Origin of the sequence: Sphingorhabdus sp. M41 (genome assembly GCF_001586275.1) — a bacterium.
Taxonomy (GTDB): domain Bacteria; phylum Pseudomonadota; class Alphaproteobacteria; order Sphingomonadales; family Sphingomonadaceae; genus Parasphingorhabdus.
Genome location: NZ_CP014545.1, coordinates 744,976 through 758,512, shown reverse-complemented (window position 1 = coordinate 758,512; position 13,537 = coordinate 744,976). Strand labels below are relative to the sequence as shown.

The 13,537-nt window shown below is 57.7% G+C and carries 12 protein-coding genes; 9 read left to right on the top strand and 3 right to left on the bottom strand.

Features of this window, described 5'->3' with window-relative positions; genetic code table 11:
• Nucleotides 1-23: 23 nt before the first annotated feature.
• Nucleotides 24-197: a hypothetical protein gene (locus AZE99_RS16245; RefSeq protein ID WP_197460246.1), complete on the bottom strand. Its 174-nt coding sequence runs from the start codon at nucleotides 195-197 to the stop codon at nucleotides 24-26.
• A gap of 27 nt (nucleotides 198-224) precedes the next feature.
• Nucleotides 225-2,759 carry a TonB-dependent receptor gene (locus tag AZE99_RS03680; protein WP_067198186.1) on the bottom strand — a complete coding sequence of 845 codons (2,535 nt, stop codon included), beginning with the start codon at nucleotides 2,757-2,759 and terminating at the stop codon, nucleotides 225-227.
• A gap of 350 nt (nucleotides 2,760-3,109) precedes the next feature.
• Here AZE99_RS03680 and gpmA point away from each other — a divergent pair, with 350 nt between their 5' ends.
• Nucleotides 3,110-3,796 carry a 2,3-diphosphoglycerate-dependent phosphoglycerate mutase gene (gene gpmA, locus AZE99_RS03675; protein ID WP_067198184.1) on the top strand — a complete coding sequence of 229 codons (687 nt, stop codon included), beginning with the start codon at nucleotides 3,110-3,112 and terminating at the stop codon, nucleotides 3,794-3,796.
• A 42-nt stretch (nucleotides 3,797-3,838) separates the two neighbouring features.
• On the opposite strand, the gene AZE99_RS03670 is transcribed toward gpmA, so the two are convergent.
• On the bottom strand, nucleotides 3,839-4,423 hold the full coding sequence (locus AZE99_RS03670) for a GGDEF domain-containing protein (protein ID WP_082788225.1): 585 nt from the start codon (nucleotides 4,421-4,423) through the stop codon (nucleotides 3,839-3,841).
• A 221-nt stretch (nucleotides 4,424-4,644) separates the two neighbouring features.
• Between AZE99_RS03670 and purE the strand changes: the two genes are divergently transcribed.
• From purE to AZE99_RS03630, 8 genes are all read left to right on the top strand, one after another.
• Nucleotides 4,645-5,133, top strand: coding sequence for a 5-(carboxyamino)imidazole ribonucleotide mutase (gene purE, locus AZE99_RS03665; protein ID WP_067198181.1), 489 nt, complete (start codon nucleotides 4,645-4,647; stop codon nucleotides 5,131-5,133).
• A gap of 8 nt (nucleotides 5,134-5,141) precedes the next feature.
• Complete coding sequence (locus tag AZE99_RS03660) at nucleotides 5,142-6,212, top strand: 5-(carboxyamino)imidazole ribonucleotide synthase (RefSeq protein ID WP_067198179.1); 1,071 nt, start codon at nucleotides 5,142-5,144, stop codon at nucleotides 6,210-6,212.
• Nucleotides 6,213-6,247: 35 nt separating this feature from the next.
• Nucleotides 6,248-6,742, top strand: coding sequence for a dihydrofolate reductase (locus AZE99_RS03655; RefSeq protein WP_067198177.1), 495 nt, complete (start codon nucleotides 6,248-6,250; stop codon nucleotides 6,740-6,742).
• Complete coding sequence (locus tag AZE99_RS03650) at nucleotides 6,739-7,998, top strand: dipeptidase (protein ID WP_082788224.1); 1,260 nt, start codon at nucleotides 6,739-6,741, stop codon at nucleotides 7,996-7,998. The genes AZE99_RS03655 and AZE99_RS03650 overlap by 4 nt, the downstream gene beginning before the upstream one ends.
• 253 nt (nucleotides 7,999-8,251) lie before the next feature.
• Entirely contained in the window at nucleotides 8,252-9,175 is a 924-nt protein-coding gene (locus tag AZE99_RS03645; RefSeq protein WP_067198172.1) for a bifunctional riboflavin kinase/FAD synthetase, read from the top strand.
• A gap of 161 nt (nucleotides 9,176-9,336) precedes the next feature.
• Entirely contained in the window at nucleotides 9,337-12,297 is a 2,961-nt protein-coding gene (ileS, locus tag AZE99_RS03640) for an isoleucine--tRNA ligase (RefSeq protein ID WP_067198169.1), read from the top strand.
• Between the two features lie 138 nt (nucleotides 12,298-12,435).
• Nucleotides 12,436-12,969: a signal peptidase II gene (gene lspA, locus AZE99_RS03635; protein ID WP_067198167.1), complete on the top strand. Its 534-nt coding sequence runs from the start codon at nucleotides 12,436-12,438 to the stop codon at nucleotides 12,967-12,969.
• A gap of 55 nt (nucleotides 12,970-13,024) precedes the next feature.
• Nucleotides 13,025-13,432 carry a DUF3035 domain-containing protein gene (locus tag AZE99_RS03630; RefSeq protein ID WP_067198166.1) on the top strand — a complete coding sequence of 136 codons (408 nt, stop codon included), beginning with the start codon at nucleotides 13,025-13,027 and terminating at the stop codon, nucleotides 13,430-13,432.
• Nucleotides 13,433-13,537: the final 105 nt, after the last annotated feature.

Genomic DNA, 13,537 nt, shown 5'->3' with positions numbered 1-13,537 from the left:
TCACCGATCACGGCCTAACACGATCATCTCGAAGCCATGAACGCGCCCGGCACGAAATTGCCCAAGCTGGAAATGGCAGGGAATATGTTGAGCGCCGCGCCGGACAAGATTATCGCGGCCTTCCGGCTTATCGGCAGCGCAGTGCCTGGCGGCAGGAAGATGGAGAGGCCGGACGCGCCGGCCTCCCCTTTCGGCAATATTAAGCCGTCGAAACCAGAGCAATTCTAAAACTTGCTGCGCAAGGTCAGTCCGTAGCTGCGCGGATCCTGAACGAAGACCGACTGCGAACCGGACCGCAGGATCGTCGCAAATGTAACACCGCGGGTCACTTCGTTGGTCAGATTGGTCACGAAGGTTTCGATGCCCCAGGCTTTGTCCTGGCTGCCGATGCCGGCGCGCAGATTGATCTTGATATTGCTGTCCTGGACGACAAACGGAAGCGCGGTCAGGTCAGTAGGATCAACAGCCTGGGTCGACGTGCGGCGATCACCCTCGAACCGGACTTGCCCGTTGAGGAAATATTCCAGACTGGCGCCGATGTCATTGCTATAAGTGGCGCCGGCAATGCCGACAAAGTCCGGAGCGTTGGTGAGTGAATTGCCGCATAGAGCCAGCACATTGACCGTGGTCTGGGTGCCGGCACAATCATCCGGATAATGGGCATCGGTGAAGGTCAGCGCGGCGTTGACCGTGAAATGATCACTCGGCCGAAGCGTCGTTTCGATTTCGACGCCCTGAGAAACAGCCTTGGGAACATTGAAGGGGCGAAATTGCGTGCCGGTATATTCGAGAATTTGGAAGTTGGAAAACTCCTCCCGGAAAGCCGCAAGATTCAAGGTTACGGCATTGTCCAGGAATTTTGCTTTCAGGCCAATTTCATAGGAATCGACCTCTTCCGACTGGAAGCGCGGATCTGCACCCCCGGCCGTCGCGGTCGAATCGAGATTGATGCCCCCCGATTTGTAGCCATGGGTAAAGCTGGCGTAGATATTGACCGGATCGGCGAAGGCATAAGACAGTGTTCCGGTGTAGATCAGCTCGCTGTCGCTGAACTTGCTGCTGAATGTGCGTGGTGTTGGCAGAACGGCCGCGAAAGGCGCATCGGCCGGAGCGGTCAGGGCAAAGCAACCGAGCGCAAATAACGCATTCTGTAGCGAAGCCGGCAGGCCGCTCAATGGTCCGCCAGGTGAAAGCTGTCCCACAATCGACGGACAGACGGAGTTACTGGTGCCTCCGCTGGCAAAGCTGCCGACCTTGCTTTCGTCCGAATAGCGAAGACCGAGGGTCAGCTTCAGCCCGTCGGCCACTTCCAGAACATTATGCGTGAAGATCGACCAGCTTTCGCTATTTTGCGCATAAAGATTGGTATTGGTGATCGTTGCCGGATCAAAGCCCGTGATATTCTGCAACGGCGTGGTGCCGAGGAAAATCGGACTTAGCGGATTGAGCGTAGCGCCACCGGTCGCACCGGCCAGCGTGGCTCCGACAACCTGATCATAATCTTCCCCCAGAGCCAGGGAGAGGTCCTGTGCAATGTCCTCGCGGGAATAATAGCCGCCGACCAGCCAGTTCAGCGCACCGCCGAACAGATCGCCCTGAACCCGTATCTCATGGGTCATGGTGTCTATCGCCGTGCGGTTACCGGTCACGTTGAACAGATCGAGATCAGAGAAATCATTGTCATAGGCCTCGGTCGCATCATATTCGCGATAGGAACCGATATAGATCAGGTTGGCACTGTCGCCGAGCGGCACTTCGACTTCCCCGGTAACGCCCCATTGGTCAAACCGCGTTTCAGGGGCAAAACTGGCGGTGGCAATCAGATTGCCGGCGGCGATTTCCGCCGTGCTTGTATCGAACGGATTCACCGCGACGACCGGTCCGGCCATGCCGCCGCGGGGCCCCAGCCCGACAGCCGCGAACAGGCCAGCAGATTCGAGCGGCGATTGCAGGACCTCGATTGCGGCACAGCAACCGGCAGTGCTCTTCGAATAGTCGGCGATCAGCCTTCCCCTGATCCCGCCGCCGGTTTCAAAGCCCAGCTGACTACGAACGAGATATTGGTCGATGCCGTTCGAATCGCCGATCTTGCTGCTGCTGCCATCGACCACGGTCACATAGCCGTCGCGTTCCCGATAGGCACCGGTTACGCGGAGCGCCAGTTCACCCTCGACGATCGGCAGGTTCACCGCTCCCTGCACACCCGTCAGGTCACGATTGCCATAGGTAGCATTGGCAAAACCGCCGAACGTGTTCAGGTCCGGCCGGATATTGATGATATTGAGAGCACCGGCAGACGTGTTCCGTCCAAATAGCGTGCCCTGTGGACCGCGCAAAACCTCGACGCGTTCGACATCGACAAGTTCTGATAGCGCGACCCCGGGGCGGGACTGATAAGCGCCGTCGATGAAAATGCCGACCGCCGATTCAAAGCCGATATTGTTGGACGTCGTACCGACGCCGCGGATCCGAAGCACCACCGAACCGGAAGCCAGCTGGGCATTGGATACCGAATAGCTGGACGACAGATTGGTGATCTGGCCAACATTGACGACGCCTTGACGATCGAGCTCGACCGGGCTGATCGCGGTTACGGCGAGAGGAATGTCCTGAACATCCTGCGAGCGGCGCGTGGCCGTCACGACGATGACATTGTCGTCGAAAGTTGCTGCTTCCTGCGCATTGTCCTGTGCGATCGCAGGAGTAGTCAGGGCGGTTGCGCAAAGCGCAGCCGCGATCAATGGATTGACTTTGTTCACTTATATTCTCCAGTTTGAAGCACTGTTGTCTATGTTTGATTGCGCAGAGAGGGGGGATGGATGCACCCCCCTTAGGACTATTTCCTTGCCGAACCTTTACCGTGGGCAAACAATCGAACGCCGATGCGAAACCGATTGGGAGCAACCGCGACAACAAAAGGTCGATCACAGAGCGCCCGCGCAGAAGGATCAAGGAGACGCCGGTTGATGCTCAACGGCCAAAAGTCACGCGACAATGGCGTACCTGTCCGCACGGACCCGCTGACGTGATATTTCCTGTCTGAAATCGCTCTTGGCGACCTTCGTCATCGCCGCTAGAGGAAGGGGGAACATATTTTTAAGGACAATCAATGCCCCAACTCATCCTGCTTCGCCATGGCCAGTCGCAATGGAATCTCGAAAACCGTTTCACCGGCTGGTGGGATGTCGACGTCACGGAAAAGGGCATTGAAGAAGCCAAGGCTGCCGGGCAGCTGATGAAGGAACGGGGCATTGATCCGAATGTCTGCTTTACCAGCGTCCAGACCCGGGCGATCAAGACGCTCAATCTCGCGCTGGAGGAAATGGGCCGTCTATGGCTGCCGGTGGAGAAAAATTACCGGCTCAACGAACGCCATTATGGCGGGCTGACCGGTCTCAACAAGCAGGAAACCCGCGACAAGCATGGCGACGAGCAGGTCCATATCTGGCGGCGCAGTTTCGATACGCCACCGCCGCCTATGGCTTCGGACAGCCCCTATCAAATGTCCAATGATCCACGCTACAAGGGCATTGAAGTGCCATCCACGGAAAGCCTGAAAGACACGATCGCGCGAGTGCTGCCTTACTGGAAAAGCCGGATCGCACCGGAATTGCAAAATGGGAAAAAGGTTCTGATTTCAGCGCATGGCAACAGCCTGCGCGCGCTGGTCAAGCATCTCTCAAAAATTCCGGATGACGAGATTACCGGCCTGGAAATCCCGACCGGCCAGCCGATTGTCTATGAGCTGGACGACGATCTGAACGAGATTGAACGCTATTATCTTTCGGAACGATAGGCCTGCCCGAGCGGCAGACTGATTGGAAAATGGTCCGAGGCGCTATTCGGACTTGCCTTTCGCGCGGTACATGGATGCATCGGCGCGCGACATCAGACCTTCCGTTGTGTCCTGTGGCCCGACAAAGCAATAGCCGATCGAAGCAGCAAGGGGCAGGATCTTGCCTTCATGAACAAGCTTTTCCAAGCCAAACTGTTCGATGAGAAAGTGGATTTTGTCGACGACCTGATCGGCATTTAAATGGTCGAGCAAAAGACCAAATTCATCACCACCAATTCGTGCGACCACGTCCGTCGTTCGGGTATAGGTTTTCAACATTTCGGCCAAACGGACCAGCAGCGCATCTCCGGCAGCATGGCCATGCTCGTCATTGATGGTCTTCAGCTTGTCGACGTCGAGAAACAACACGGCGCAATTGTCACCATATCGCCGACACCGCGCAACCCGTTCTTCAAGACTTTCAACAAAAAAACGACGGTTTGAAAGTCCGGTAAGCACATCATTATAGGCGTGCTGCTTCATTTCAGCGAGACCCTCTCTCAGGGCAACTATTTCCTGCTCCAATATAGAGCAGTTGGCGCAATGTTTAACATGGCTTGCCCGATGCTGTTCTATTTTATTTGCCATGCTTATTCCTGTCAGTACTTATATTTATACCTATTTGAAAGCACAATAGGGTTATTGTGTCGGCACGCCCCATAGCTATTGCGAGCGCCGGCAGAATTCAGAGCGATCCGCTGGATGAGAAATTATCGCCACGAAAAATAAAAACCCCCATATGTGTCATTGCGTCCACGCAATTTCATGACTAAACCGCATTGCTTCCGTAGCATTTGTCAGGGGCAAAAATGGTCGAAGCACCTCCTCCGGTTGGAATAATCATGGGCAGCCAGTCCGACTGGGCCACGATGAAGCTTGCAAGCGACATTCTGGATCAGTTGCAAGTGCCCCACGAGCAAAAAATCGTGTCGGCACACCGCACCCCGGGCCGGCTCTATGACTATGCGACATCAGCTGCCGAACGCGGATTGCAGGTAATCATTGCCGGCGCCGGCGGCGCTGCCCATCTGCCCGGCATGGTCGCCTCGATGACCCGCCTGCCCGTGCTTGGCGTGCCGATCCAGTCCAAGGCGTTGAGCGGCATGGACAGCTTGCTGTCGATCGCACAAATGCCCGCGGGCATCCCCGTCGGGACTTTGGCGATTGGCGATGCGGGTGCAAAAAATGCGGCGCTGCTAGCAGCAGCGATTCTGGCCAATAATGATCCTGCGCTGGCCGAACGGCTTGACGCCTGGCGCGCGGCGCAGACCGAAGCCGTCGCCGACAAGCCCGAGTAACAGCCCGTATGAACCCACTCCCTCCCGGATCAACCATTGGTATATTGGGCGGCGGCCAGCTCGGCCGGATGCTGAGCGTGGCGGCAGCGCAGCTGGGGTATCGCTGTCATATCTATGCTCCGGACACGGATAGCGTGGCGGCCGAAGTTTCGGCGGAATTCACCTGCGCGGAGGATGATGATATCGCCTCGCTGACCCGCTTCGCCGAGAGCTGCGACGTGGTCAGCTTCGAATTTGAGAATGTGCCGGTCGATCCGCTGCATCAGATCGAAGCCTGCGCGCCGCTGCACCCGCCGATAGCAGCGCTCGACATTGCGCAAAACCGGGTCGCCGAGAAGAATTTCGCTTGCGATCATGGCGGCACTACCGCCCCTTTTGCCGAAGTGACCGACCGGAACGGTCTGGACAAGGCGATTGCCGAGATCGGCGCACCGGCGATCCTCAAGACCATCCGCATGGGCTATGACGGCAAGGGCCAGTCGCGAATTCGTCCGGGCGACGATCTTGACCAGCATTGGGAAGCGGTGGCGCATCAACCTTGCGTTGCCGAGGGCTTTGTCACCTTCGATCATGAATTTTCGGTGATATTGGTGCGCGGCCAGGATGGCGAAATCCGTTTCTGGGACACGCCGCATAATGTCCATGTCGACGGGATCTTGTCGGTCTCGACCGCGCCCGCTCCGATGGAAATATTGGAGCAGCAGGACGACGCCCGCGCACTCGCCGCCAAAATGGCGGAAGCGATGAATTATGTCGGTGTGCTGACCTGCGAATTTTTTGCCACAAAGAGCGGACCGGTGTTCAACGAGATGGCGCCTCGCGTGCACAATAGCGGCCACTGGACAATCGAAGGTGCGGTCACCAGCCAGTTTGAAAATCATATCAGGGCGATTTGCGGATTGCCGCTGGGTGACACGGGTCTCGCCGCAAAAAAGGTCGAAATGCACAATCTGATCGGGGCGCAGGCGGGCAGCTGGCAGGAGCTGTTGAGCGATGATGCCAACCACCTCCATCTCTATGGCAAGGGCGAGAGCCGGCCCGGTCGTAAAATGGGCCATGTCACCAAATTATATTTCTAATTTGCAGTATGCTGTAACTGCGCTAGGCGTCGCTCATGAACCATCCTGAAATTATATTCTTCCTGGCAATCGCCGACAATGGCGTGATCGGCGATGGCGACACCATACCATGGCACCTGCCGGAAGATCAGCGACGATTCAAGCAGATGACCATGGGCAAGCCGATGATCATGGGCCGCAAGACTTTTGACAGCCTGCCCGGCATGCTGCCCGGACGGCGCCACATCGTGCTCACCCGCGACGAGAATTGGGAAGGCGACGGAGCGGAGGTTGCCAGCAGTATTGCAGAAGCGCTGAAAATGGCCAATGCCCCCCATATTGCGGTGATTGGCGGTGCGGAAATCTACAAGGCCTTTCTCGACAAGGCCGACCGAATCGAACTGACCGAGGTGCATAGCGAACCGGCAGGTGACATTAAAATGCCCGCGTTTGACGCCGCCATCTGGGAAGAGACAGCGCGCGAGGATCGTGAAGCGAAAAATGGCAAGCCTGGCTACAGCTTCGTCACTCTGAAACGCAGACTGCCGTGAAGAAAATCGCGCTGGCACTTTCGGGTCTCATCGCGATTGCAATCGGCGGATTTTTGATTTTCGGGCCGGCATGGTTCGAGAAGCAAACCAATATGGTCGACGGCAAGCCGTTGCCGGCGATTAGCGCGGAAGCGCAGACATTGCATGACAGCCTGATGATAGTCGATCTGCACGGCGACACATTGCTGTGGAAGCGAAAGATTACCGACAGCGTCGATCGCGGTCATATCGACCTGAAGCGCCTGCAGGCGGGCAATGTCGGGCTGCAGATTTTCTCCAGCGTGACCAAGACACCCAGGGGTCAGAATTACGACAGCAACAGCGCCGATACCGACAATATCACCTTGCTGGCGATCACCCAGCTGCAGCCGGTGCGGACCTGGTTCTCGCTGATCGAGCGGCAGCTTTACCATGCGCAGAAACTGGGCCGGGCGGTGAAAGATTCCGCTGGCGAACTGGCAACGATCAGCAATGCAGCCGATGTCGATGGTCTGGTTGAATTCCGCGCCCGTGACAAACGACCGATTGGCGTCCTGTTCTCGGCTGAGGGCCTGCAGACGCTGGAAGGCGACCGGGCAAATCTGAAGAAACTATATGCTTCGGGCATGCGGATGGCGGGGCTGGTGCATTTTTTCGACAATGAACTGGCCGGTTCGATGCACGGCGAGAAAAAGGGCGGGCTGACCAAATTTGGCCGGGCCGTCGTTCGCGACATGGAGCAAATGGGGATGATCGTCGATATCGCCCATTCGAGCCATGCGACGGTTGCCGATATATTGAAAATGGCGAAGCGTCCGGTGGTCTCCAGCCATGGCGGCGTGCAGGCGGTATGCGGGGTCAATCGCAACCTCACCAATGAAGAGATTAAAGATGTGGCAGCGACCGGCGGGGTCATTGGCCTCGGCTATTGGGACGGGGCGATGTGCGACACCGATCCGGCAACCGTAGCCAAGGCAGCGAAACATGTTCGTGATCTGGTTGGCATCGAGCATGTTGCGCTGGGCAGCGATTTCGATGGCGCGGTCACTACTCGCTTTGACACCAGCGGGGTTGTGCAGATTACCCAGGCGCTGATGGATGCCGGGTTCAGCGAAGCGGAAATTCGTGCGGTGATGGGTCTGAATGCCTTGCGGGTAATCAAGGCGGGTATTGAGCCGATACCAAAGACGGTCGCGCCGCCCCAAAGCGAAGTGACACCGGCAACGCCGCTGGTGGTCAAACCCGGTACCGATGCTCGCGAGCTGGTTACGGAATAGAGCGCAACCGCCGCTGGCATGACGAACATACTGTACCAGTCACCATCACCGCCCCTTGACCCATATTGTCAATCCGGGGCCTGGAAATGCTTGAAAAACAGCAGATTTTTCATCAGCATTGCTTGGAACCCGGAATCCACCTCTCGTCCAGACAGTCTGAAGCTGGATTCCGGACAGCTAGATTTCCTAGCCAAATCATAGATTTGGAAGAAATCTGCTTCCGGAATGACAATTTGTGGCTAATGAACATCTCATGCAACGACTAAACGGAAAAGAACGGATCGAAGGCGAGCTGCGCGGCGCGATCATCGCGCTGGGTAATTTTGACGGATTCCATTTCGGCCACCAGGCGGTCGCCGGCAAGGCGCTGAGCTGGGCGCGAGACGAAGGCCGCCCGACGATCATCGCGACTTTTGATCCGCATCCGGTGCGTTTTTTCAAGCCCGATGTCACCCCTTTCCGGCTGACGTCGCTCGACCAGCGCCAGCGCCTCTTTACCGATGCCGGCGCCAGCGCGATGCTGGTTTTCGAATTTGACGCCGGGCTGGCGGCGACCACGGCAGAAGATTTTATCGCCAAGCTGCTGGTCGACCGCTTTGGCGCGGCCGGTGTGGTCACCGGCGCGGATTTCACCTTCGGCAAGGGCGCAAAAGGCAATATTGATGTGTTGCGCGACATCGGCGCGGCGCACGGACTGAAGAGCGAAGCAGTCAACGCCGTTAGCGACAGCGATGATGTGATTTCATCCAGCCGCATCCGCGCAGCGCTGAAGGAAGGGCATTGCGAGGAAGCGGGTCGTCTGCTGACCCGGCCATTCGCGATCCAAGGCGAAGTCATCCACGGCGACAAGAACGGGCGGGAATTCGGCTATCCCACCGCCAATATCGATATCGGCGAATATCTGCGGCCCAAATATGGCATCTATGCCGTCAAAGGCCGCCTGCCCGACGGCCGGGTGCTGAACGGCGCCGCCAGTCTTGGCGTGCGGCCGATGTTCGACCCGCCCAAGGAATTGCTCGAGCCCCATTTCTTTGATTTCAACGAAGACCTCTATGGCCAGACCATCGAAGTCGAACTGCACCATTTCCTGCGCGGCGAGGAGAAATTCGATGATCTCGACGCGCTGAAGGTGCAGATGGAAAAGGATTGTGAGCGGGCGAAAGAGTTGCTGGCTTGAGTTGCGCGGTCGGGCGAGAGCGTCTCTGCCGTTCGTCCTGAGCCTGTCGAAGGACGTCTCAAGCCGATAAAGGTCCTTCGACAAGCTCAGGACGAACGGTTGGGTCACCGGTGCAAAACCATGCTTGCACACGCTCGCAACCTCCCCTAATCCCCGCGATCATGACCGATCCCAAAGCAGATTATAAAGACACGGTTTTCCTGCCGAAAACCGATTTCCCCATGAAAGCCGGCCTTGCGCAAAAGGAACCGGCGATACTGGAGCGCTGGCAGAAGATCGGTCTCTATGAAAAGCTGCGCGAAGCCCGCGCCGGCCGCGAGAAATTCATCCTTCACGATGGCCCGCCTTATGCCAATGGCAATATCCATATCGGTCATAGCCTCAACAAGACGCTGAAGGATCTGGTTGTCCGCTCGCAGAGCCTGCTCGGCAAGGACGCGCCTTATGTGCCCGGCTGGGATTGTCACGGACTGCCGATCGAGTGGAAGATCGAGGAACAATATCGCAAGAAAAAGCTGAACAAGGACGAGGTCCCGGCCAGCGAGTTCCGCGCCGAATGCCGCACCTATGCCGACAATTGGGTAGGTGTGCAGCGCGAGGAGTTCAAGCGGCTCGGCGTGATGGGACAATGGGACAAGCCCTATCTGACGATGGACTATGACGCCGAGGCGGCGATTGTCACCGAATTGCTGAAATTCGCCGAAGCCGGCCAGCTCTATCGCGGTGCCAAGCCGGTGATGTGGTCGCCGGTCGAGAAGACCGCGCTGGCCGAGGCCGAGGTGGAATATGAGGACATAATCTCGACGCAGATTGATGTGGCGTTCGAGATTGTTGAGGCGCCGAATGCGCCGGAATTGGTTGGTGCGCATGCGGTGATCTGGACGACGACGCCTTGGACGATTCCGGTCAATCAGGCGCTCGCTTATGGGGCGGATGTATATTATTTGCAGATCAACGCGAGCGATGATCGCAGATATCTTGTTGCCTTCGATCTAGTCGACCAATTCTTCGAGCGGACTGGGCTTACCTTGAAACCTACTGGAAATGTCGCTGCTGGCTTATCGGACGCTGAGCGCATGCAGGCCCTAGTAGTTGATAACCAATTCCAAGGCTCCCAGCTCGCCGGTGCCACTGCCAAACATCCGATGGCAGACAAATTCCCGGACAGCGAATTCTACTCCAAGCCGCGCCCGTTTCTCGATGGTTCGCATTTTGTTACCACCGATGCGGGTACCGGGCTGGTCCATATGTCGCCCGATCATGGCGAGGATGATTTCGATCTGTGCAAGGCCAATGGCATCAATCCGGTGTTCGCGGTCGATGCGGACGGCGTCTATCGCGACGACTGGGAATGGCTGCCGCGTGGCGACGAGCGCGCCGGCGGTGTGATCAACAAGAAATTCAACAGCCCGGAAGGCCCGATCTGTTCGGACTTGCGCGAGGCGGGTGCGCTGTTGTCGGCGAGCGCCGATTTCAAGCATAGCTATCCGCACAGCTGGCGCTCGAAAGCCAAGATTATTTACCGCTGCACGCCGCAATGGTTTGTGCCGATGGATGCGCCTCTCAGTGCCCCTCCACCGCCTGCGGCGGTCCCCCTCCCCACGCCTTCGGCGCAGGGAGGAAAAGGGGAAGCATCCTCCCTGACGCGCAGCGACGGGGACGGGGACCATGCGCAGCATGGTGGAGGGGCAACCCTTCGCGACGTAGCGCTCGACGAAATCCGCAACAAGGTCCGCTTCGTACCGGAACGCGGGCGTCGTCGGCTGGAATCGATGGTCGAGGGGCGGCCGGACTGGGTTTTGTCCCGCCAGCGCGCCTGGGGCGTGCCGATCGCGCTTTATGTTGATCGCAAGAGCGGCGAATATCTCAACGATCCAGCGGTTAATGCCCGGATAATCGCCGCGTTCAAAACTGGTGGTGCCGATGCGTGGTTCAACGCCAATCATCAGGATTTTCTCGGCAACGACCATCAGCTCGACGATTATGAGGTGATCACCGACATTCTCGACGTCTGGTTCGACAGCGGCTGCACCCATGCCTTTGTTCTGGAAAGCGGCAAATGGCCGGAACAGCAGAGCCCGGCGGATCTCTATCTGGAAGGCAGCGACCAGCATCGCGGCTGGTTCCAGTCGAGCCTGCTTGAGTCCTGCGGCACTAGAGGCCGCGCGCCTTATAAAGCCGTGCTGACCCACGGCATGACGCTCGACAAGACCGGCAAGAAAATGTCCAAGTCGCTCGGCAACACGCTCGATCCGAAAAAGATCATCGATGTGCAGGGCGCGGACATATTGCGGCTGTGGGCTGCGAGTGTCGATTATACCGAAGACCACCGGATCGGCGATGAAATCCTGAAAGGGGTTTCGGACAGCTACCGGAAGCTGCGCAACACGTTCCGCTATATGCTCGGCGGGCTGGGTGATTTCACCGATGCCGAGCGCGTGGCGGTGGCTGACATGCCCGAGCTGGAACGCTATATCCTGCACCGTCTGGCCGAGGTTGACGCGGAGCTGAAGCAGCATGTGAATGACTTTGCTTTTGGCCCCTATATGCGGACGTTGAATGCCTTCGCGCAGGAAGATCTCAGCGCCTTCTTCTTCGATATCCGCAAGGACTGCCTCTATTGCGATGCGCCGGATGATCCGAAGCGCATGGCTTACCGGACGGTGATGGACATATTGTTCCACGCCCTCACCCGCTATATCGCGCCGGTGCTGGTGTTTACCGCCGAGGAAATCTGGCAGAGCCGGTTCCCGGATGAGGAAGACTCGATCCATTTGAAGGAATGGCCCGAGGTTGATGCTGGCTGGACCGATACTGATCTCGCGGGCAAATGGCAGGCCATTCGCGATGCCCGCGAAAAAGTTACCGAAGCCATTGAACCACTGCGGCGGGAAAAGACCATTCGGTCGAGTCTGGAAGCAGAGGTTGTTTACCCGATGACCGATCTGCCGATCAGCACCGAAGAATTTGCCGAGCTGGCGATTGTCGCGGATGTCGCTGATGGTGCGGAAATCGCTGTGACCAAGACGGACAACCATAAATGTGGCCGCTGCTGGCGTTTGCTTCCGGAAGTGGAAGAGGATGGTGCGCTGTGTGATCGTTGTGCAGAGGTGGTGGCGTGAACGACATTCTCTCACCCCTCATCCTGAACTTGTTTCAGGACCTCCGGCGACAGAGCGCCAAGCCCGGCGGGATCCTGAAACAAGTTCAGGATGACGACTCCCTCTCTCACCATTGCGCTGCTCCGAACGGAATTTGATATGACTGATAGCGCACAAATCAAAAACTACCGCCGCATCGGCCTGGTCATCGCCTTTCTGATCTTCATCCTTGATCAGGCGAGCAAATTTCTTGTCATGTGGCCGCTCCAGTTGCCGGTCCGCGGCCAGATTGAACTGATGCCATTTTTCAACCTGACCTGGGCGGAAAATTACGGGGTTTCGATGGGCTTTCTCACCGCCTCGACCGATTTTCAGCGCTGGGCTCTGGTCACGCTGACCGGCCTGATCGGCATTGCCGTGTTCATCTGGATGAACCGCGAAAAGGCGAAATGGGATATTATCGCGCTCGGCATGGTGCTCGGCGGGGCGATGGGCAATATCGTCGACCGCGCGCGGCTCGGCTATGTTGCGGACTTTGCCGATCTGCACTTCGGCGATTTCCGGCCTTTCCTCATTTTCAACCTCGCCGATGCTTGTATCAGCATCGGTGTGGTGATCCTGCTTGCGCGGGCGTTGCTTATCCGCGAAAAGAAGGACGAGACAAAAGACGATGTTCAGCTTGACGAAAGTTGACCTGTGTCAGGAGCGCGCTATCAGGCTCCGTAAGAGATTTTTGAGGGACAATATCATGCGTAAATCCACCGTCGCCATCAGCCTAGTTTCGCTGGCCAGCCTGACGGCCTGTGGTTCCACCGGCCTGTTTGACCGTGATCGGCCCGACGAATTCGCTGTTTCCCGCCAGCCACCGCTGGTCATTCCGCCCGATTTCACGCTGACCCCGCCACAGCCCGGTCAGCCTCGTCCCCAGACCGGCGGTTTGCAGCAGCAGACTCTGGAAGCCCTGTTCGGCGGCCCGCAAGCGCGCAGCATCACCGAATCGGCGATCGTCGGTCAGGCCGGCAGCTCGGACGCAGGGATTCGTTCCTCGGTTGGTGATCCGGACACGTTCACCGTCGACAAGGGCAGCGTAACCCGCGACATCATCGCCGCACCGGAAGGTGACGGACAGAATGCACAGGCTGCCACGCCGGAGTGATTGCGGCTTGACCGTATTCCCCGCCAGAGGCGGAGATTCGGCTATATTGCACGCTTAATAATGCAGGGCTCCGCATCAAGTGCGGAGCACAATGGCGGAGCGATG